Origin of the sequence: Cupriavidus sp. 2SB, from assembly GCF_005503625.1 — a bacterium.
In the GTDB taxonomy this organism is placed as follows: Bacteria; Pseudomonadota; Gammaproteobacteria; order Burkholderiales; family Burkholderiaceae; genus Cupriavidus.
In genome coordinates, this window is record NZ_SCMX01000053.1 from 26,063 (window position 1) to 46,715 (window position 20,653).

19 protein-coding genes are annotated in these 20,653 nt (G+C 64.0%); 8 read left to right on the top strand and 11 right to left on the bottom strand.

Translation table 11 applies throughout. The annotated features are described in order from the left end of the window. Nucleotides 1–29 precede the first annotated feature (29 nt). Nucleotides 30–1,079 (bottom strand): Ldh family oxidoreductase, encoded by a 1,050-nt coding sequence (locus FFS21_RS22010; RefSeq protein WP_137926851.1) that lies wholly within the window; start codon nucleotides 1,077–1,079, stop codon nucleotides 30–32. 43 nt (nucleotides 1,080–1,122) lie between these two features. Next, the gene (locus tag FFS21_RS22015) at nucleotides 1,123–2,646 is read right to left on the bottom strand and encodes a DASS family sodium-coupled anion symporter (protein ID WP_137926852.1); all 1,524 of its coding nucleotides are present in this window, start codon (nucleotides 2,644–2,646) and stop codon (nucleotides 1,123–1,125) included. 326 nt (nucleotides 2,647–2,972) lie between these two features. Here FFS21_RS22015 and FFS21_RS22020 point away from each other — a divergent pair, with 326 nt between their 5' ends. Further along, the gene (locus FFS21_RS22020; RefSeq protein ID WP_249359552.1) at nucleotides 2,973–3,743 is read left to right on the top strand and encodes a tyrosine-protein phosphatase; all 771 of its coding nucleotides are present in this window, start codon (nucleotides 2,973–2,975) and stop codon (nucleotides 3,741–3,743) included. A gap of 161 nt (nucleotides 3,744–3,904) precedes the next feature. On the opposite strand, the gene FFS21_RS22025 is transcribed toward FFS21_RS22020, so the two are convergent. Beyond that, nucleotides 3,905–5,146 (bottom strand): acetate/propionate family kinase, encoded by a 1,242-nt coding sequence (locus tag FFS21_RS22025; RefSeq protein WP_249359551.1) that lies wholly within the window; start codon nucleotides 5,144–5,146, stop codon nucleotides 3,905–3,907. Between the two features lie 41 nt (nucleotides 5,147–5,187). After that, a complete protein-coding gene (locus FFS21_RS22030) occupies nucleotides 5,188–6,135 on the bottom strand; it encodes a phosphate acetyltransferase (RefSeq protein ID WP_137926854.1) in 948 nt (315 codons plus the stop codon). Nucleotides 6,136–6,420: 285 nt separating this feature from the next. On the opposite strand from FFS21_RS22030, the gene FFS21_RS22035 reads away from it, so the two are divergent. The 5 genes from FFS21_RS22035 to FFS21_RS22055 all read left to right on the top strand — a co-directional run bounded on the left by FFS21_RS22035 (nucleotide 6,421) and on the right by FFS21_RS22055 (nucleotide 11,225). After that, nucleotides 6,421–8,727, top strand: a complete 2,307-nt coding sequence (locus tag FFS21_RS22035) for a DUF3141 domain-containing protein (protein ID WP_137926855.1) — start codon at nucleotides 6,421–6,423, stop codon at nucleotides 8,725–8,727. 2 nt (nucleotides 8,728–8,729) lie between these two features. Beyond that, the gene (gene fabI, locus FFS21_RS22040; RefSeq protein ID WP_137926856.1) at nucleotides 8,730–9,509 is read left to right on the top strand and encodes an enoyl-ACP reductase FabI; all 780 of its coding nucleotides are present in this window, start codon (nucleotides 8,730–8,732) and stop codon (nucleotides 9,507–9,509) included. Nucleotides 9,510–9,597: 88 nt separating this feature from the next. Further along, nucleotides 9,598–9,840, top strand: coding sequence for an RNA recognition motif domain-containing protein (locus tag FFS21_RS22045; RefSeq protein ID WP_137926870.1), 243 nt, complete (start codon nucleotides 9,598–9,600; stop codon nucleotides 9,838–9,840). 60 nt (nucleotides 9,841–9,900) lie between these two features. Further along, a complete protein-coding gene (locus tag FFS21_RS22050) occupies nucleotides 9,901–10,707 on the top strand; it encodes a TOBE domain-containing protein (protein WP_137926857.1) in 807 nt (268 codons plus the stop codon). Between the two features lie 5 nt (nucleotides 10,708–10,712). Then, nucleotides 10,713–11,225, top strand: coding sequence for a class IV adenylate cyclase (locus tag FFS21_RS22055; protein ID WP_137926858.1), 513 nt, complete (start codon nucleotides 10,713–10,715; stop codon nucleotides 11,223–11,225). Here the strand turns inward: FFS21_RS22055 and FFS21_RS22060 are convergent. The 3 genes from FFS21_RS22060 to modA are packed head-to-tail and all read right to left on the bottom strand — an operon-like array spanning nucleotide 11,222 to nucleotide 13,458. Further along, entirely contained in the window at nucleotides 11,222–11,944 is a 723-nt protein-coding gene (locus FFS21_RS22060) for an ATP-binding cassette domain-containing protein (RefSeq protein ID WP_137926859.1), read from the bottom strand. The genes FFS21_RS22055 and FFS21_RS22060 overlap by 4 nt on opposite strands. A gap of 7 nt (nucleotides 11,945–11,951) precedes the next feature. Beyond that, a complete protein-coding gene (gene modB, locus FFS21_RS22065; protein ID WP_137926860.1) occupies nucleotides 11,952–12,668 on the bottom strand; it encodes a molybdate ABC transporter permease subunit in 717 nt (238 codons plus the stop codon). Between the two features lie 19 nt (nucleotides 12,669–12,687). Beyond that, complete coding sequence (modA, locus tag FFS21_RS22070; RefSeq protein ID WP_137926861.1) at nucleotides 12,688–13,458, bottom strand: molybdate ABC transporter substrate-binding protein; 771 nt, start codon at nucleotides 13,456–13,458, stop codon at nucleotides 12,688–12,690. 275 nt (nucleotides 13,459–13,733) lie between these two features. Here modA and FFS21_RS22075 point away from each other — a divergent pair, with 275 nt between their 5' ends. Further along, complete coding sequence (locus FFS21_RS22075) at nucleotides 13,734–14,552, top strand: tetratricopeptide repeat protein (protein ID WP_237380031.1); 819 nt, start codon at nucleotides 13,734–13,736, stop codon at nucleotides 14,550–14,552. 112 nt (nucleotides 14,553–14,664) lie between these two features. Next, nucleotides 14,665–15,216, top strand: coding sequence for a nucleoside 2-deoxyribosyltransferase (locus tag FFS21_RS22080; RefSeq protein WP_137926862.1), 552 nt, complete (start codon nucleotides 14,665–14,667; stop codon nucleotides 15,214–15,216). 4 nt (nucleotides 15,217–15,220) lie between these two features. Here the strand turns inward: FFS21_RS22080 and FFS21_RS22085 are convergent, their stop codons facing one another. The 4 genes from FFS21_RS22085 to FFS21_RS22100 all read right to left on the bottom strand — a co-directional run bounded on the left by FFS21_RS22085 (nucleotide 15,221) and on the right by FFS21_RS22100 (nucleotide 20,288). Further along, nucleotides 15,221–16,249: a fimbrial protein gene (locus FFS21_RS22085; protein WP_137926863.1), complete on the bottom strand. Its 1,029-nt coding sequence runs from the start codon at nucleotides 16,247–16,249 to the stop codon at nucleotides 15,221–15,223. Beyond that, on the bottom strand, nucleotides 16,249–18,840 hold the full coding sequence (locus FFS21_RS22090) for a fimbria/pilus outer membrane usher protein (protein WP_137926864.1): 2,592 nt from the start codon (nucleotides 18,838–18,840) through the stop codon (nucleotides 16,249–16,251). Before FFS21_RS22090 ends, FFS21_RS22085 begins: the two co-directional genes overlap by 1 nt. Then, nucleotides 18,837–19,613 carry a fimbrial biogenesis chaperone gene (locus FFS21_RS22095; RefSeq protein WP_137926865.1) on the bottom strand — a complete coding sequence of 259 codons (777 nt, stop codon included), beginning with the start codon at nucleotides 19,611–19,613 and terminating at the stop codon, nucleotides 18,837–18,839. The genes FFS21_RS22090 and FFS21_RS22095 overlap by 4 nt, the downstream gene beginning before the upstream one ends. A gap of 96 nt (nucleotides 19,614–19,709) precedes the next feature. Beyond that, a complete protein-coding gene (locus FFS21_RS22100) occupies nucleotides 19,710–20,288 on the bottom strand; it encodes a fimbrial protein (RefSeq protein WP_137926866.1) in 579 nt (192 codons plus the stop codon). Nucleotides 20,289–20,653 lie beyond the last annotated feature (365 nt).

A 20,653-nucleotide genomic window follows, 5' to 3' on the forward strand; every position in this document is an offset into this window, starting at 1 on the left:
CACACCACAGGCATATCAAGCGCTCTCGGTTACCCCTTCGGCACCTCCACCCCCAATTCCCCCGCCAACGTCTCCAGATTCCGCCAGATATTCGGATTGATATCGAGATGCGTGGTCGTCAGCGCGCGATTGGCGGCTTCATACTCGCCGGGATACTGCACCTGATCGCAGCCCGGTGCAGTGGGCGTGTCGTGCAGGTACTGGATAAACGCCTCGACCTCGCCTCGCTCCCAATTGAGACCAAGATCGAATTCCGGATTGAGCAGCAGCGCGAACATGTTGTTGGTGGCCACCCCTCCGCGCGGATTCTCCGGCTGGATGGTGCCGCCACCGGACAGCACGCCCGCCAGCAGTTCGGCTACCACGCCCAGTGCATAGCCCTTGTGCTGCCCGAACGGCAGCAGCGATCCGGGATGTTCGCCGAACATGACCGAGGCGTCTGTCGTCGGATTCCCATCGGCGTCGATGATGCTGTGCTCGGGCGCTGGCTCACCCTTCTCGGCCAGCACGCGGGCCTTGTTGATGGCGATGGCGCTGGTGGCGATATCCACCACCAGCGGCGGCCTGCCATTCGGCATCGGCCCTGCAAAGCAGAGGGGATTCGTGGTCAGGCGCGGCACGCGGCCGCCGAAGGGCGCCACCACGGGCGGGCGGTTGATCACGTTGGTGAAACTCAGCAGCACGAATCCGGCCGCGGCCACCATCTCGCCGTAGTGGCCCATGCGGCCAAGATGGTGAGACTTCCGCAGCGTGACGATGCAGTGCCCATGCTGGCGCACGCGTTCGATGGCCTGCTGCATGACGGCCTTGCCCACGTGCTGGCCGAAGCCGCCGTGGCCGTCGAAGACCATCATCATGTCGCGGTCGAGCACGCACTCGGCGCGCCCGGTGGCGTTGACGTTGTTGCCGTCAAGCGCCCGGCGGTAGTTGGGAAGGATCGACAGGCCGTGGCTGACGTAGCCGCACCGGTCGGACTCGACCAGGTGCTCGGCCACATCGTCAGCAATGTCCTCGGGCACATTCTGTGCGGTCAGGAGTTGGCGCGCGAAGGTACGCGCGCTATCGAGCGAGAGCTTCATGATTGAGGGCGGCTTGAAAGGTTAGAGGGCGCTCAGGGCAGCATCACATCCATCCCAGCCAGCGCCAGTAGGTGGCTGCGAACAGCAGCATCAGCAGGTAGCCGATGATCGTGACCGGAATCCCGATCTTGGCGAACTGCCGCCCGTTGAACGTATCGGTGCCCAGGCAGACCATGTTCTGCGGCGCATTGATCGGCAGGATGAAGCCGAAGCTCACCGTGAAGCCCAGCAGCATCGTCATGCCCATCTGGTTGATGCCGGGCGGCAGCGTCTGCAGCACCGAGATCAGGATCGGCATCATGGCGGCCGTCAGCGCGGTGGCGCTGGCAAAGCCCAGGTGAATCAGGATCAGGAACGCGGCAAGCACCGCGAAGACCATGATTGCGCCGTGCTCGGCCAAGCCGGTATGCGTGACCACGAACCTGCCGAGCCATTGCCCCGCCTCGGTGGTCAACAGCGCGGTGCCCAGGCTGATACCTACGCCGAACACGATCAGCGTGCCCCACGGCGTGCGCTGCTGCATCGTCTTCCAGTCCATCACGCCGATGCGCGGCATCATCAGGATCACCAGGCCCACGAACGTGACAGTGGCCGTGTCCATCGAGTGCAGCTTGCCTTCGGTGGCCCAGAACAGCAGGAGGCCGATGGCCACAGCCGCGAGCCGCTTCTGCGGACCGGTCATGGGGCCGAGTGCGTGGAGTTCGCGCTGCACGGCTTCCTTGCCGCCGGCAATCGCATCCGTTTCGGGCGGGAGCAGCCAGCGGATCAGGAAATACAGCACGCCAGACATGATGAGCGCCCAGGGTGCGCCGGCGATCAGCCATTGCAGCCAGGTCACGCGCTCGCCAAGCAGCTTGTCCATGAAGCCCGCCGTCAGCAGGTTCTGCGCGGCGGCGGTCTGGATACCGACGTTCCACACGCTGGTGGCCATCGCCACCATGATCATGATGCCGGCCGCGATGTTCGACTTCTTGTCCACGCCAAACGCGGCGATCACACCCATCATGATCGGGACGGTACACGCGCTGCGCGCGGTGGCGCTCGGCACGACCAGGCTCAGGATGATGGTCACGGCAATGGTGCCGAGCAGGATGCGGCGCGTACTGGTGCCGATGGCGGACAGCGTGACCAGCGCGATGCGCCGATCGAGTCCGGTGACCGTCATGGCGGCGGAAATGAACAGTGCGGCGGCGACCAGCGCCAGTGCGGTGTTCGAGAATCCGGCCAGCGCCATGCCGAGCGCGCGTGACGTGCCATACATCGTATTGGGGTCGGCCACCGTCGGTGCAAAGCCGATCAGTCCCGCCATCAGCGAGGTGATCATGATGGCGCTGGTCTCGTAGGTCACGGCCTCGGTGATCCAGACGACCACGGCAAATGCAAGGATGGCCAGCATGCGATGGCCCGCAAGCGGAAGCCCTTCGGGCGTATCGATCCAGAGCACGCCGAGCAGTACGGCGACAGCGAGGTAAAGGCGCCAGTGGATACGGAGTTGCGGTGCTGCCGGTGCTGCCACGGCAGCAGTGGAGCCGCCAGGTGCGGCGGGGGAGGGTTGCGGATCAGGCATCTTGAAATCCCTTGATATGGATCAGCCTGTCGAACGCGTCGCGACGCAGGATCGCCGCGTTCGACATGCGTCCATTATGGAAATCTGCTGATAGAGTTCCAAGGACGCCACACCCTCGAATTTGCGCTAAATCAAATCGCTGGAGAGTCAGATGTTGTCAAGGGAAACGCCGCATTGCAGGTCTGGCAACGGTTCGCGGGCGGCCATCGCGCGTACGATGTACGCGTGGCGTTCGATCTGAAAGAATTGACGCCGATGCTGAACAATTTCGAATGCGGGCTTATTCAGCCGCTCAAGGCGAGATGACCAATCAAAACGACCATGCGATGACGCAAACCATGAACCAGGTGATCGCCGCACTGCGGCCGGGGCTGGAACTGGAGACCATCTCCAACGCACGCGACCTTGGCGGGCTGGCTGCGCGGGCCGGACGTCGCGTGAAACACGGCAAGCTGTATCGCAGCGCCAATCCCGCATTGGCCTGCGCCGCCGATCTGGACCGCCTGCACGCGCTGGCACTCGACATCGTGGTGGACTTCCGCTCGGCCGGAGAGAAGTCGCCAGCAGAGTCGGTGTTCGGTCAGCGATTCCAGTGGCTTGCTGTGCCGGTACTGGATGGCACGATGTCGATGGACGTGCTGATGCCGCGCGTGAAGGCCAGCTCGCCCGCGCAGATGCATGCATTCATGGTCGATGTCTATCGCGATTTTCCGGTGCGCTATGGCGATGCGTTCGGTGCATTCCTGCGCCATGCGGAAGCCGGCAAGACGCTCCTGTACCACTGCACCGCAGGCAAGGACCGCACGGGCTTTGCATCGCTGTTATTGCTCGGTGTTCTCGGCGTGGCGCACGACGATATCGTGGCGAACTACCTGGAGTCGAACCACTGGAACGCCGGGCTCAATGAAAGGATCCTGGCCGGCGTGGGCCAGTACGGTGTGTCGGCCGAGGTCATGAAGCCCTTGCTTGATGTTCGGCCCGAGTATCTGGAAGCATCGATGGATGCGATCGGCAAGACCTACGGCAGCATCGAAGGATTCGTTGGCGATTATTTGAAGATCGATTTGGATCGCTTGCGCGGGCACTATCTCGACTGAAATTTTCTCTTCGATGGTTTTCTCCCCTCTCCCGCTTGCGGGAGAGGGGCGGGGGAGAGGGCCAGCGGTGCAAATCGCGACGTGGCCGGCAAGCAGAGCCTCCGGCCCTCTCCCCCAGCCCCTCTCCCACTGCGCGGGAGAGGGGAGCGAACTACCGCTTGTCAGCGCTCAACACCTTCCCGCAGCAACCGCGCAGTAGAAAGCGCAATCATCCCTTCCTCATCGGTCGGCACCACCAGCACGGGAATGCGGCTGGTATCGCGGCTGACACGCTGACGGTTCTCGTTGTTGGCCGCAACATCCAGCTTCACGCCGAAGATATCCACCAGGTGTTCGCAAATTCGCGCGCGCACTTCTGGCGAGTTGGCGCCGACGCCAGCCGTGAAAACCAGCCCATCGAGACCGCCCAGCGTGACGGCCAGTTTGCCGATTTCCTGCGCGGCGCGGTATGCGTAGAAATCGACCGCGAGTTTCGCGCGTGGCGCATCGCTGGCCAGCAGTGCGCGCATGTCGCTACTGATGCCCGAGATGCCGAGCAGGCCGGACTTGCCGTAGAGCATCGACTGGATCTCCTCGGCGCTCATGCCCTGCGCGGCGAGGTAGAGGACCGCACCGGGATCGATCGATCCGCAGCGCGTACCCATCGGCATGCCGTCGAGTGCGGTCAGGCCCATTGTCGATTCCACACTCTTGCCGTCGTGCATTGCGCAGAGGCTGGCGCCATTGCCAAGATGCGCGACGATAACGCGGCCCCGCGCAATCTCGGGCGCCACCTGCCGCAACTGCCGCGCGATATAGGCATACGACAAGCCATGGAAGCCATAACGTCGCACGCCGCGCTCGTAGTATTCGTACGGCAGCGCCATCAATTGCGCCAGCGGATCATGGCCCGCATGGAATGCGGTATCGAAACAGGCTACCTGCAGCAGCTCGGGCGCTGCGCCACGAATCGCGCGGATGGCGGTCAGGTTGTGCGGCTGATGCAGCGGCGCAAGCGGCACCAATTCCTCCAGCGTGGCGATGACTTCGTCGTCAATGCGCACGGCATCGGTGTAGCGGACGCCGCCATGCACCACGCGATGTCCGATTGCCACGGGTGGAGAGTCGCGCAATCCCACGCTTAGTGTCAGGCGGATCAGCCGGAATGCGGCGTTGTGGTCGGCTACCTGCTCCACCGGGAAATGCTCTTCGGCCACCACGCGCCCATCGGCCATGCGCGCGATGAGGTGAGGCTTCACGCCAATGCCTTCGATCTGCCCGTGCGCGGCCAGCGTGGGTTGTACATCCACATTGTCGTGCGCGGCGTCGGGTACCACATAGATAGAAATCTTGATACTGGAGGATCCGGCGTTGACGACCAGGATGACCGGATGGACGGGTTGCACGGGTGGTGCGGTACTCATGCTCGCTCCTTGATGCGGATGCTTGCGGATTCTCGCGGAAGTCAGACTTTGACTGCGGCGTCCATGACGCGGCGCGCATGGGCCAGCAACACGGCAATTGCGCAACTGCCGATACGCGCGCGCACGCTATCGGCACGGCTGGTCAGGATGATGGGCACGCGCGCGCCCAGCACGATGCCGGCGGCTTCGGCACCTGCCAGGAAGGTCAACTGCTTGGCCAGCATGTTGCCGGCTTCGAGGTCGGGTACCAGCAGGATGTCGGGGTCACCGGCCACTTCGGATTGGATGCCCTTGGTCTCGGCGGCTGCCTTGCTGATGGCGTTGTCGAAGGCCAGCGGGCCATCGAGAATGCCGCCTTCGATCTGGCCGCGCAGGCTCATCATGCATAACGCGGCGGCATCGATGGTCGAGGGAATCTTGTCGGTCACCGTTTCCACGGCCGAGAGGATGGCCACCTTGGGGCGCTCGATGCCCAGCACGCGAACGAGGTCGATGGCGTTGCGCACGATATCGGCCTTGTCGTTGAGCGTGGGAAAGATATTGACGGCGGCGTCGGTGATGAACAGTGGCTTGTGATAGCTCGGCACGTCCATCGCAAAGACATGCGACAGACGCCGCGCGGTGCGCAGGCCGCTGGTGCTGCGCGTCACGGCGTGCAGTAGTTCGTCGCTGTGCAGGCTGCCCTTCATCAGCAGTTCGGCCTGGCCCGAGCGCACGGCCTCCACGGCGGCTTCGGCGGAGGCATGGCTGTGTGGCGCGTCGATGATGGGGGTGTTGCCCAGTTCCAGCCCGTGTGCTTCGGCCACCTGCCGGATGCGTGCGGCGGGTCCTACGAGCAAGGGCACGATAAGGCCGAGTCGGGCCGCTTCCAGGGCGCCGTCGAGCGAGGAGTGATCGCAGGGGTGCGCGACGGCGGTGGGAATCGGCGGCTGGTCCGCGCAGCGTGCGAGGAGCAGGGCGTACTTGTCCGTGGACGATGGGATCGACATGGCAGGATTCCGTAACGGGAAGGGTGGCGAGCCAGCATCCTGGTGCGGGTAGATGCTGCGTTGCGCAAACGTCTGCGGGCAGTATAGGCGAACACGCGTGGCGTGGGGTCGACTTGGTGACCGGCCTATTCGGTGCGGTCAGCGCGCAGGGATGGGCAGGGCGGTTGTCATCCGCGATCTTCGCTGGTAGATTTTGTTGTGTTGCATCGCAGCACGCACATTTCACCTCTGGATTCGTCCCCGTTGCACGCCAGTTGATCCGCCAATCCCCAAGGAGAAACGGAAATGAATGCACGCCAGCCTGTGGCTGGGCAGTCGACGCCGCAGGACACTCCTGCTACCACCGCCCCCACCGATAGTTCTTCCTCGCCCTCGTCTCCCCCGACGTTCGATCCGGCATCGCTGTTCACCGCCTTCCCACCCGTTCCGATGAACCCGCTGGCGCACGCCGCCTGGGAATATGGCGTCGATGCATGGCAGCGCTCCATCCTGTTCTTCGACATCCTGCGGCGCCGCGCCGCCGAGACCGTCGAACATGAGCGCGGTGGATTCCCTGCGGTACTCGTGTTCGAGCACGAAGTCTTGATGGACGGGCGAGACTTGCCGCGCCCCGTCAACTACGCATTGCTGCGGATCGTGCCGCCGCCCGAGCATCCGACCGACATGACCAATCGCCCGTTCGTGGTGATGGACCCGCGCGCAGGCCACGGTCCCGGCATCGGCGGTTTCAAAAGCGATAGCGAGATCGGCAACGCGATCCGCTCGGGGCATCCCTGTTACTTCATCACGTTCTTCCGCGATCCGTGTCCGGGGCAGACCATCGAGGACGTGGCGCGTACCGAGGGCCTGTTCCTGCGTGAAGTGGCCAGGCGACATCCCGATGCGCCGGGCAGGCCGTTCGTGGTGGGCAACTGCCAGGCGGGCTGGGCCCTGCTGATGCTGGCGGCGGCCGCTCCCGACGTCACGGGCCCGATCCTGCTGGCTGGCGCGCCCGTGGCGTACTGGTCTGGGGTGCGCGGCAAGAATCCGATGCGCTATGCGGGCGGCCTGCTTGGTGGCACATGGCTGTCGTCGCTGGCGGCGGACATGGGCAACGGACGCTTCGATGGCGCGTGGCTCGTGCAGAATTTCGAGAGCCTGAATCCTTCCAACACGCTGTGGGAAAAGCTCTACAACGTCTACGCGAAGGCCGACACGGAAGGGCCGCGCTTTCTGGAGTTCGAACGCTGGTGGGGCGGGCACTTCCTGATGAACCGCGCCGAGATCGACTGGATCGTGCAGAACCTGTTCGTCGGCAATCACCTGACGGCGGGCGAGGTGCGCAGCAACGATGGCCAGCACGTGATCGACCTGCGCAACGTGCGCTCGCCGGTGATCGTGTTCGCGTCCTGGGGGGACAACATCACGCCGCCACAGCAGGCGCTGAACTGGATCCCCGACCTGTATCCAAGCGTGGAAGAACTCGTGGCCAACGAGCAGACCATCGTCTATTGCCTGCATCCGTCGATTGGACATCTTGGTATCTTCGTGTCTGGCAGCATTGCCAACAAGGAACACTCGGAACTGTTCTGCGCGCTGGACCTGATCGACGTGTTGCCGCCGGGTCTCTATGAAGCGAAGATCGAGGACGTTGCGCCCGAACTGCCGCACCGTGACCTGATTCAGGGGCGGTATCTGGTGCGCTTCGAGCGGCGAACCATCGATGACATCCTTGCGCTGGACGATGGCCGCGACGACGAGCAGCCGTTCGAAGTGGTGCGCCGCGTGGCCGAGGTCAACCAGCATCTCTACGACACGTTCGCGTCGCCGATCGTGCGAGCGATTTCGAACGAGACTACGGCCGAGGCGATTCGCGCGGTGCATCCCTCGCGGCTGGAGCGCACGGTGACCGGCGACAGCAATCCGTGGATGCAATGGGTGGCCGCGATGGCGCCCGCCGTGCGCGAGGCGCGCCAGCCGGTGTCGCCGGACAACCCGTTCCTGCAGATGCAACAGGCCGTATCGGCACAGATCGTGCGCTCGCTGGACGACTACCGCGATGCGCGCGATGCCTGGCAGGAGCGCATGTTCGAATCGATCTACGCCGCGCCGTGGCTGCCAGCCATGCTCGGTATGAGCGCCACGCCGAAACGCCCCGAATCACCCGCCATCACGGCACTGCGCAAGGAAGTGGCCGACCTGCGACAGCGCGAGGCACGGCGCGAGATTGGCGAGGGCACATCGCTCGACGCCTTCCTGCGCGTGCTGTCTTACGTGACGCAGGGCAAATCGGCCATCGAAGAACGGCCCTTCAACCTGCTGCGCAAACTGGCGCGCGAGAATCCTGCGGAAGAAAAGATCACGCTGGCGGAATTCAAGGCGGCAGTCAGGCGGCAGAGCTACATCGTCAGTCTCGATCCGGAGGCCGCGCTCAAGGCGCTGCCGGAACTTGTGCCCGACATGAAGGAGCGCCGCCGCATCATGGTGCTGGCGCATCGCGTGCTGACCATCGGCGGGCCGCTGGATGACGACTGGCTGAAGCGGTATCGCGAAGTGGCCGACACACTCGGCACCGACCACGGCAACGGCAAGGCGAAACCCACGGAGGCGTGATCATGGTCCAGGTACCCAATCCGCCGTTGTCCGGCGCCCGTGTGCTGGTGGTGGGCGTGGCGAATGAAGACTCCATTGCGTGGGGCTGCGCACGTGCGTTTCACGAACTGGGCGCCGACGTGGCGCTCACCTATCTGAACGAGAAGGCGCGGCCGCACGTGGCGCCGCTGGCGGAACGGATTGGCGCGCCGATCCTGATGCCGCTGGATGTGGAGAACGATGGGCAGATGGATGCGCTGTTCGCGCATATCGGCAAGGAGTGGGGCCGGCTCGATGCGGTGGTGCACTCGGTGGCGTACGCCCCGAAGGAGGACCTGCAGAATGGCCTCATCCATTCTTCGGCGCCGGGATTTGCGCGGGCCATGGACATCTCGTGCCATTCGTTCATCCGCATGGCTCGCCGCGCAGTGCCGCTGATGAAGGAAGGCGGCACGCTGTTCGCCATGAGCTATGACGGCGCGAATCGCGTGGTGCCCAACTACGACCTCATGGGGCCGGTGAAGGCCGCGCTGGAGGCCACCTGCCGCTATCTGGCCTACGAGCTCGGCCCACAAGGCATTCGCGTCCATGCCATCTCGCCGGGGCCGCTGAAGACGCGGGCCGCTTCGGGTCTCAAGGATTTCGACCTGCTGCTGGCCGAGGCCGCAGGCCGGGCACCGATCGGCGAACTGGTGGACATCATGGACGTGGGCTTTGCTACGGCATACCTGGCCACGCCGTATGCGCGCCGCTTGTCGGGCAACACGGTCTATGTGGATGGTGGTGTGCACATCATGGCGTGAAACGTGCGATAGCCGCATGGGATGGCACCGGCCATCTGCGTGCGGCCTAGAATGAATGCATCACCCCGACAACAAGACAGAGGCTGCAATGCAGGTACTGATCCGAGGGCTGCATCGCGATGTGACCGAGGAAATGCTGCGCGAGAAGCTCAAGATCTACGCTCCGGTCAATTCCATCGAAATCGTGCGTGAGGGCGACCCCGATCGTCCGTGGGCATGGGTCGATCTGGCAATCGACGCGTTCACCGCGTGGCGCCTGCTTCGACAACTCGACAAGCAGTACTTCGCCGGCAGCGTGATGCGCTGGTACATCCCGGCACACCAGAGCTGAACCGTATTGGCGTGAGTGGCGCTACCATACGGCATCCTTCACTTTCGGACATCTCCGCACATGCTTGAACTCCAGGGCGCCATCTGGTTCCGCGCCGGCCAGCAGGCGTGGGGCGGCAAGGACCGCATCGCGTTGTTGGCTGCCATCGGCGAACACGGATCGATCACGGCCGCCGCACGTGCGGTGGGCATCAGCTACAAGGGCGCCTGGGACGCCATCGACGCCATGAACAACAGCGCCGGCGAGCCGCTGGTCCTGCGCGCAGCCGGCGGCAAGGGCGGTGGCGGTACGCGGCTCACCGAGCGGGCAGAGCGGCTGATTGCGACCTATCATGCGATGGCGACCGAGCACGCGCGCTTTATCGCGCATCTCGAAAAGGCTGGCAGTGCGATGGCACAGGCCAGTTCCGATGACCTTCATCTGATCCAGCGATTCATGATCCAGACCAGTGCCCGCAACAAGCTGTTCGGTCGCGTCGATAACGTACGCGGCGGCGCCGTCAATGACGAAGTCACGCTCGCCTTGGCCGGAGGACAGCGCATTGTTTCCACCATTACGCACGAGAGCGTGGAGACGCTGGGGCTGGCACCCGGTGCCGAAGCATTTGCACTCGTCAAGGCATCGTCGGTGATGATCGGCCTGCCCGATCCTGCGCTGCGGCTGTCTGCGCGTAACCAGTTGCCCGGCGTGGTCGCACGCCTGACACCCGGTGCGGTCAATGCGGAAGTGGTGCTCGACCTCGATGGCGGCGGCACGGTGGCGGCCATCATCACGAATGGCGCCGTGAGCGAGCTTGGGCTTGCGGAGGGCACGCGCGCGCTGGCGATCTTCAAGGCATCGAGCGTGATTTTGGGCACGATGGGCTGAACGAGATGGCACGCAATATCGAAATCAAGGCGCAGATCGGCAGCGTCGAAGCATTGACCCCACGCGCGGCGGCCATCGCCACGCACGGTCCCGAGTTCATCGATCAGGACGACACGTTTTTTCCTTGCCCGAATGGCCGCCTCAAGCTGCGTGCCTTCGATGCGGAACGCGGCCAGTTGATCTTCTATGCGCGTCCCGATGCATCAGGCCCGAAGGAGAGCTTCTACATTCTTTCGCCAACGTCATCGCCCGACACATTGCGCGAGGCGCTGACCGCTGCGCATGGCACAGGCGGGCGCGTGCGCAAGCACCGGACGTTGTTCCTGGCCGGGCGCACGCGCATCCATCTCGACCGCGTCGAGGGGCTTGGCGATTTCCTGGAGCTTGAAGTGGTGCTGCACGATGGCGAGCCAGCCGAAGCAGGCGTGGAAGAAGCGCATGCCTTGATGGCACAACTCGGCGTGGCGTCAGAGGCGCTGGTGGAAGGCGCCTACGTGGACCTGCTGCGGCAGGGCTAGACCGCGTGCGCGTGGATGGGTGCGTAGACGGGTGGGTGCCGGTGCGCGCGACCGCTGGCATGAATGCGGCCATCGCGGATTTCCAGCACGTGGTCGCCGAGCGCTTCGACATCCTCGGGATCATGCGAAATCATCAGCATCGGCACGTCCAGGCTTTCCTGCAGCGCGCGTAGTTCTTCACGCATCCGCGCGCGCAGGGCAGGGTCGAGCGCCGAAAATGGTTCGTCCAGCAGCAGGATATCGGGCTTCGCCGCCAGCGCACGGGCCAGCGCCACACGCTGCTTCTGTCCGCCGGAAATCTGCGCCGGATATTGGTTGACGATTTCGCGCAAGCCGAAAGCATCGATCCATCGCACGGCCTCGGGCGGCAACGCGCGCCGCGACGGATTGCGCCAGCCGCGCTTGAGCCCGAACGCGATGTTCTGCGCGACGGTGAGATGCGGAAACAGCGCGTAGTCCTGGAACAGATACGCTACGCGACGTTCCTGCGGCCGGACATCGATGCCGGTCTCGCTATCGAACAGCGTGTTGCCGTTGAGTACGATGCGGCCACTGTCCGGCGCCATCAGTCCGGCAATCGCGCGCAAGGTCAGGCTTTTTCCCGCGCCCGAAGGTCCGAACAGTGCAATGCGCCGGCTGTCCGATTCGAACGCGATATCGAGCGCGAAGCGGCGATCCTGCGCAGCCATGTGTTTGCGGATGGCGATGTGCATCGTCATGACGGTCTCACCGTCCCACGGCGTTGCGGCGGAACCGGCGACGCTCGAACAAATTGGCCGTGCCGCGCTGCGCAGGCGGCACCAGCCGCGCGGCCACCACCAGCAATACGATGCACGTGATCGACGTGACGAGCACCAGCAGGTTGGCGGTGTCGTCGTTGCCAGCCTGCACGGCTTCATAGATCGCTACCGAAAGCGTCTGCGTGCGACCTGGCAGGTTGCCCGCAATCATCAGCGTGGCGCCGAACTCGCCCAGCGCACGCGCGAATGCAAGCAGTACACCGGCGACGATGCCAGGCAAGGCCATCGGCAATGTCACGCGGAAGAAGATCGCGGTCTCGGAAATGCCGAGCACGCGCGCGGCATTCTCGAGTTGATGATCGACACCTTCGAACGCGGCACGCGCGGACTTCAGCACGAGCGGAAACGCAACGACCGTGGATGCCAGCACCGCACCTTGCCATGTGAAGACCAGTTCGATCCCCATACTTTCGAGCCACGCGCCGAACACGCCGCGCCGGCCCACCAGTACCAGCAGGTAGTAGCCGAGCACCGTGGGCGGCAGCACCAGCGGCAGCGTCAGGATGGCATCGACGATGTCGCGTGCCGACGAGCGCCAGCGCGCGATGGCATAGGCTGCCGCCACGCCGAGGATCGCGTTGAGCACCGTGGCCCAGCCCGCAACCTTGAGCGACAACAGCAGCGGTATCCAGACGGCATCCATGGCAGTGTGTTGAATCGGATCAGGGCTTCTGGAAGCCGTACTTCGCCAGCGTGGACTGGCCTTCCGCCGACAGCACGTATTGCACGAAGGCGTTGGCGGCGCCCGCCTGCTTCGTCTGCGCGGTCACGGCGATCGGATAGGTGACGGGCGTGGTGGTCGGCACGCGCGCGGCAACGGTCACCTTGTCGGGCATCACGGCCGCATCGGTGGCAAACACGAAGCCGGCATCGACCTCGCCACGCGCCACGTAGTCCAGCGCCTGCCGCACGTTCTGGGCTGGCACGCCCTTGGCGGCCACGGCATTCCACAGACCCTGCGTTTCGAGCGCGCCCTTGGTATAGCGGCCCACCGGCACCGACGACGGGTTGCCATACGCCACGCGCTTCACGTCGGCGCGCGTCAGGTCCTTCGGCGTGGCGATGCCGAGCTTGCTGTCGTGCGGCACGATCAGCACGATGGCATTGGCGGCGAAGTCTTTGCGCGTGGCGGATTGCACCACCTTCTCGGCTTCGGCCTTGTTCATCGCGTCCTGGTCCGCCGAGGCGAACACGTCGGCCGGGGCACCTTTGACGATCTGCTGCATCAACACGTCCGACGCGCCGAAGTTCAGCACCACCTTGGTGTCCGGATGGGCACGCTCGTACTGCTCGGCCAGCACCTTGAACGCGTTGGTCAGGCTGGCGGCGGCGGAAACGACGAGGTCGGCGGCGAAGACGGGCGATGCGGCCAGCGTCAGGGCAACCAGGGCGGCGCCGGACGTGGCACGGCGGACAAAGGCGGGGAGTCGCATGGATCGGATCGCAGGAAAAGAGAAGAAGTCGGCACGAATGGATTATCCGCAATATACGCATCTATATAGCGGGGTGCAATGCTCCGAATGGATAGGGCAGTTCAGCCGAAGGAAATAGTGGTCTCGGGGCGCGATCGTGGGAAGTGCTCTTTAGGACATTTGTGACGATCCTGTCATGAGTTTGACGCGGTTTCGCCACTCCCCTGCCATCCGGCCTTCTCACAATTCCCGGTTGCAGCCCAGACCACAAGACCAAGCCAGTAACGACGCCATCCATGCAAGCCAACGCCATGCCCGCTGTTTCCTCGCACCGCTCCGCACCACGGCGTGGGATTCGCATCCATCCGATGTTCGTGGCGGCCACGCTGGCGGTGGCGGTTGCCACGACCGGTGTGGCAGGCGCTGCCGTATGGCGCCATCAGTCCGAGACGCGCCAGACGGAAATCGCCCAGTGGCAGCGCCTGGCCACTTCGGTTGCCGACGCTCGCGCGCTGGATCGGCTGCAGCAAGCGGCCTCCGCAGGCGAGACTTCGGCGCAAGCCGCGCTGGGCGAAGTGCTGATGGTACGTACGGAAGTAGCGACGCGGGCCGATGGCGAACGCTGGCTACGAGCGGCGGCAGAGAAGGGCAATGTGCGTGCGCAGTTCCTGCTGGGGAAGGCGGCGATGCTCGGTGGATTGGCATCGGGACGCACCGATGCACCGCTCGCGTGGCAGTGGCTCGACGCAGCGGCACGCACCGGCGATGTGGGCGCGGCTTATTACCTCGGATTGCTGTATCGCGGTGGCTATGGCCGCGAAGTCGACTCTGCGCGTGCGGCCCGCTGGTTTCAGGTGGCGGCCGACGCTGGCGTGCCGCAGGCGATGTTCCTGCTGGCAAATGCCTACCGCGAGGGCAATGGCGTGATCCGCGACGAAGCACGCGCCGTGTCCTGGTATGAAGCCGCAGGAGAACGGGCGCATCCAGCATCGCTGCAGGCGCTGGCGATGGCTTACCGCAACGGAGAGCTTGGGCTTGCGCAGGACGAGGCGCAGTACCAACAGCACATGGCTGAGGCAGCGCACGCATTGAAGCATCCGGCGCTGAATCCGTAGGGGACGTGTAGATCCCGCATGGTTTGCGCCCCTCTCCCACTGCGTGGGAGAGGGGCGCACGCCCAGAGTATTTGCGTGGGGTGTATCCTTCCCCCGACCTCAGGGAGCTGCCATGAAAATCATCTATCTCGCCGGATTCGACGTGTTTCGCAAGGATGCGCGTGCGTGGGGAGAGCAGTTGAAGGCGTTGTGTGCGCAGCATGGCTTCGAAGGGCTGTATCCGCTCGACAAGTCGGCGCCGCAAGGCCTGTCTGGGCCGGACACCGCGCAGTGGATCTATGAGGCCAACGTGGCGCTGATACGCCGCGCCGACATCGTGATGGCGAATCTCGATGACTTTCGCGGCCCGGGAGAACCGGATAGCGGCACGGCCTTCGAAGTGGGTTTCGCGGTAGCGCTGCAGAAGCCGGTCTGGGGCTACGCGACAGATGCCGGAACGCTGCTGGATCGTACGCGCGTGACCACCGATACAGACGGCGATGCACGCGATGCGCGCGGGTATGTCGTCGAAAACTTCGGCTTGCCGATGAACCTGATGCTCGCGTGCAGCGTCAAGCTTGTGCACGGCGACGCAGCGGCGTGCCTTGTCGCCATGGCCGAGGCAGAGCACCGTCGAAATGCCCGCCGCGTCCAGGCGCAGGCCGATGGCGACCCCGAGGACTGACGGGCTATTGGTAGCTGAATGTGAAGCTGGCTATTGCATGTACGGAGCCGCCTCGCACTCTTCCTGTCCTCACATATTCCACTGTCATCGGAAGGGTCGACAGCCCGCTGGTTGATCCTAGACTCCAGGCCCACTGGTTCTCATTTCCGGCTTCCGCGGAGTCCGGCCCGTAAAAGACGGGGGTAGTGCCGCGCCGGCGAATGCGCAGCCCCACGCCCCTGGCCGTGGATTCGGGCGTCAGGCTCAGTATGTCGCTGCGGTTGGCCGGGTTGGTGTGGTCAGTCATCGTCACGAGAATCGTCACGGTGGTGTCGGGGCAAGTCAAATAGAGACTGAAGCCCTCGAGGTTGCCAATGCCGTTGATGATGAGCCTCGACTGGCCGATGGGCAGAAGACGCTTCGTGAGGGCCTGGGTGGCCATGGCACAGGACCGGGCCGCGAAATTGACCGAGTTCATGTTCACCGGCTCTGGCAACCTCGATCGGACCCCGGTTCTGCGGTTGTAGCTGTACAGCTCGTACAGGCGCTGCTGCGCCACGCGTCCTGTGCTGGGTGTGATGGGACCGGTCTTGACCAACTGGTACGAGAATACGTAGCTCTGCCGGGACCTGGCCGTCTGCCCGAGAATGGGCGCGAACAACGTGTACGAGCCGCTGGCACTCGTGGAAAGGGGCATGTTCTCGGTCGTGTTGACCACGCGTATCCCAACGCCCGGGGTGGTGGTCTGCCAGACATTTGGCACCGTGCTGGACAGCGGCAGGGCCGGGTAGAGCCGGAGCTCATACCCCGCGCTATCTCCGGCGGGGTTTGGGTTGGCATTGCAATCCACTGTGACTTGGGACGTTTCGACAGGACCCAGCGTCGTGCCCACCGGAGCATCGCGCGTCGTGGAGATTGCATCGAACCTCAAGCGCGAATCGGTGGAGATGGAGCACGCCATGGTGGCTGCCGGGGCGCCAATCAGCAGCGCCGCAAGGAGGAGGCGGGCGACGCCGGATCGACGCGAAGTCTCTTGACGATAGTTGGCCTGCATTACTTTGTCCTCTTACCCGTAGAAGCGAGCGGTCGGCAAACGCCCTGGATCCTGGTATAGCTTGTGGCACCCGGATCGCGCGGTGGCATCTTGTACTCGATCTCGCAGCTGTCGCGGGCGTCGTTGCCCCAATTGACCGTCAGCTTTCCGCCGTCGCCCAGGCCACGTGCAAACAGGATGCCGCTCTGACCCACGGCGCCGACTTCCGAGCCCGTTGCGCTGTCCAGTACGGTGGCGCCAAACGGCAGGGACTTGCCATCCGGCAGGGCGGCCGAGACGATGGCCGAACGCCCGGACAGCGTGGCGAACGCGATCTTCACGGCGGAATTTGCGCGAGGAGCCACGTTCATGCTGGTGGCATCCAGCGATACATCCAGCGGGATACCCTTCGGGTCCAACTCGATCGAATTCATGTTGTACGGCTGGAGATAGGGAACGATCGCGTAGCCGAACGGATCGATACGCACGCCCGGCGCGTTCAACACCGCGGCGCCGGTCGCACCCTTGGCCTCGACGATCGCAAACGTGTCGCCCAGGAAGTTCGCCAGGGTCAGCCCGCCGGGGTGCGCCACAAGGGCGCCTTGCATGCCGGCAGAGTATTGGCTGGAACCGCCGCCGCCACTATACGAACCGATAAAGGTTGCGAACGGGCTGCGGTACTGGACGTTTGCTCCGGCAGTAGTGGTGCGCGAGTTCCGGTCGGCGTTCACGCCGTAGGAAAAGGAGTTGTCGTCCAGCGCGGTGCCATTGACGCGTACCTGCTGCGAGGTCTCGCCCGCTCCGTCGCGAACGAAGCCCAGCGAGAGCATGGGTGCATGCCGGGCGCGTCCCAGCGGCACAATCACGTTGAAGAATGCCTGCGTGCTGTAGGCGCCGGTGATCGCATCCCGCTGGCGCGATGCAGAGATGTTGTACGAAAGCGGCAGGCCCCACACGTTCATCGCGTTGCTGTAGCCCGCCTGGAACGTCAGGGCGGCGTTGTCGCGGTTCCAGTAGTTGATCGAGGAACCCGTGAGGTAGATATTGCCCCATCGCTCGCCCAGGCTCTGGTTCAACGTGATCTGTACCTGGCTGCGCGGGCGGTCCACCATCGCGCCGCGTTCGGGGTCGCTGCGTGCGATGAATGCGTCGGACATCGACCAGAAACCCTTCGTGGCATAGCGATAGGCAGCGATAGTCATGTTCGTGCTGGTCGTCGGCACGTACTTGCTGTAGCTCAGCCGCAAGCTCTGGCCGGTCTCGGCATCTGCGTTACCGATACTTGTGCGTGCGTAGGTCGCATCGAGCGCGACGGCACCAACGGGCAGGTTGAGCGCAGCGCCGGCAATGCCAGCCTGGTAGCCTTCGGAGAGGACCATGCCCGCATAGCCGGTCATCAGGTTGTTGAAGCCGTGCTGCACGGTGGCCTGTACCAGCTTCTCCCGTCGATTCGACTTGATCGCGGGGTTCCGGTATTCCCCCACGGTGGCTGAGTATCGCGTGGTGCCGGGGCGTAACAGCTGTACCACGGACGAGTAGGGCACCGTGAAGCTGCTCTTGCTGCCGTCCGCCTCGGTGACGGTGACGAGCAGGTTGCCGCCGTAGCCGGTGGCATAGAGGTCGTCGATCTCGAACGGCCCTGCCGCGACGGTGGTCTCGTACAGCTTGTTGCCGTTCTGGGTGACCGTGACGCGGGCGTTCGAGCGGGCCACGCCGCGCACCACCGGCGCGTAGCCGCGCGCGGAATCGGGCAGCATCCGGTCGTCGGTGGCAAGGTTGACGCCCCGTACCGAGTAGCTGTCGAACACTGCACCGTCGGTGAAGGCATCGCCCAGCGTGAGCTGGCTGCGCAGCGACTCGATGTCGTGCTGCACATAGGCGGCGATGTTCTGGTACTTGTAGGAGCCGGTGCCGGTGCCGGGACTACTGTCCTGCCAGGACATCGATGACCGTTGGCGTACGTGCCAACGGCCGATGTTCAACCCGCTGTCGAGGCCCAGGTAGGTGGAAGTCTGGCCGGCTGCGTGGAAAGTGTTGACGTTGTAGGACACGGAGGCCGACGGCACGCCAGCATCCCAGAGCGACGGGTCCACGGTGCCGCGCGGACTGCGGCGCAGCAGCGCCTGCGCAACATTCAGATTGAGCCGCAGCTCGTTGAAATCGAACGACCAGTCGATATCCTCGGAAAGCCCCGCAGGCTGCACGCAAGCGTCGCCGCCTGCGTCCTTCCCCTCGGCGTACGCGGGCGACAGCGCCTTCTCGTCGAGATTGAGGCTCTTCACCAGCGCCGGGTCCATGCATGGGCCGACGGCGCCCTCGGCGGTGCCAGGTGAACGGAAGCGGACGGTCCGGCGTCCGACCCAGAGGTCGTTCAGGTAGACGTCCACCGGATAGTCGCCGGGCGTGACCGCATTGCCCTTGGCGTAGCGGCTTACGTCGACGCTCGATCCATCTGGCCGACGGAAGAAATCGGGATTGAACTGGACTTCCGCCACCTTGACGGTGGGACGCTGTTCCTCGGCCAGGACTACCGTCGGAAAGGCAGCGACAAGCAGCCAGTGCGCCGAGAACCGGCGGGCGAACGCCTTGGGCTTCCGGTTGCGCGAGTTCATTGGCTGGTGTCAGGTAATAGTGATCGCTTGGCCTTGAACTCGCTCGTTGCATCTCCGCCGAAATCGTTGATCGTGATGAACTTGACGTGGTCTGGCTGGCCTTCGAATGCGGGAGCGCCGTCACCGGTGAATTCGATGGTTTCCCCCGGGCCTGCCATGCCGCCTTTATCGTCGCGCATCGTGCTCGCGCCGTGCGTGGCTTCGACGCGCGTGAAGGTGATGTGATACGGCGTAGGGTTGGTAGCGGCGAGTACGTGCTTGCCTTCGGCGTTGCGGATGAAGCGCCATGTGACCTTGGCTGGCGCGCTGTCCGCGTCGCCCTTCAGATCTGTGGGGCGGAAGAACAGCTTGACGCGCGACCGGAAGGCCAGTTGCAGGGAATTCTGGGGTGTATCGGCATTGCTGCTGCCCATCGGCGGCACTTCCAGGACGTTGAGGAAGAAGATCGACTCGCGGTCGGCCGGCAGCGGTTGTTGCAGGTGGATGATGCGCAGCGACTGGCCCTTCTGGGGATCCAGGCGAAACAGGGGCGGCGTGATCAGGAACGGCGATTTCGATTCGTCCGGCGATGCATTGGGGTCGCCGTCATCGATCCATGCCTGGACCAAAGCCGGTGCCTTGCCCTCGTTGCTTAGCCGCACGGTGACTTCACGTTCGGCGGCGGGGTAGATGACGCGGGTGCCGGTCAGGACAACCGAAGCAAACGTTGCATGGGAAGCGAAGGCCAACAGGAGGCCGGCGAGCGAAACTCGCAATCTCGAAATGCGTGACATGACAGCTCTATGGCGAAGTGCGTCCGGTTCCTGCGTCACAGGAGGGAATGGGTAGAAGCGGCATGCGCATGCATGCCGCGGTGATGTCGTGCAGCCTTACGGATAGACGACCGAGTAAGTGGCGGTGGAGGAGATCTGGCCGGCAGAGGCTCCACCGCCCGTTGCCACGTACTGGGCGAAGTACCGCAGCGTGGCGGCGCCGGCCGCCAGGGGGACGGTCTGGGAGTTTTGCGTGCCAAAGGCAGAACCCATCATGATCTGCGAGAGGTCAGCGTTCAACACGCCGATCTGCACGTTCCCCGCGGGGTTCACAGCCGGGGTGGTTTCGGTGGCTGGCACGGTTTGGAACATGTTGCGCAGACGGCCGGTGGCGACGTCCATCGAAGCGCTGGGCTCGAAGTACACCGCAACGTTGCCCGTCGTGGGATTGCATCCCGTGAACTGGACATTGAAAGGCGTACGGCCGGCGGTATCACCGTCTGCACTCAGCGCGGCGGCGCGCACCGTGGGCAGCGTCACGGAGAAGTCGGTGTTGCCACCCGGGCCGGCGACGGTACAGGTTTGGGCGCTGACTGCGCCGGTAAAGGTGATGGTGCCGTCGGCAGCGAACGCCTGGGGAGCGATGGTGGCGAGGGACGCCGCGGCTGCGAAGAGCGTTGCCTTGAGATATCTCATTTTTACTGGCCTTCAAGAGTGGAGGAACAAGTTGCGTCACGAATGGCAGAAGCGGCAGGAAAGGCAACTCAATCCGAACCCGTCTGAGAAGCTGACAAGGTCTGTGCGGCGATTCGATATCGCTTCTGATCAATGCATCGTGGCGAACGTAAGGCTAAGGCTCGGAAACAGCTTCGGAAATCGGACTTCTACGAAAAATCAAGTCGTTTAGTCATCGATATTTGGAGGTGCAGAAACGTCTTACGGAAATTTCTGACAAATGTCATGAAATGACCTGAGGTAATTGGATTGGCTTGTGAGACGAGAATGTCTGATACCCGTCGCACGCCACGCATGCATCGACAATGCGACGGACGTACGAGGAC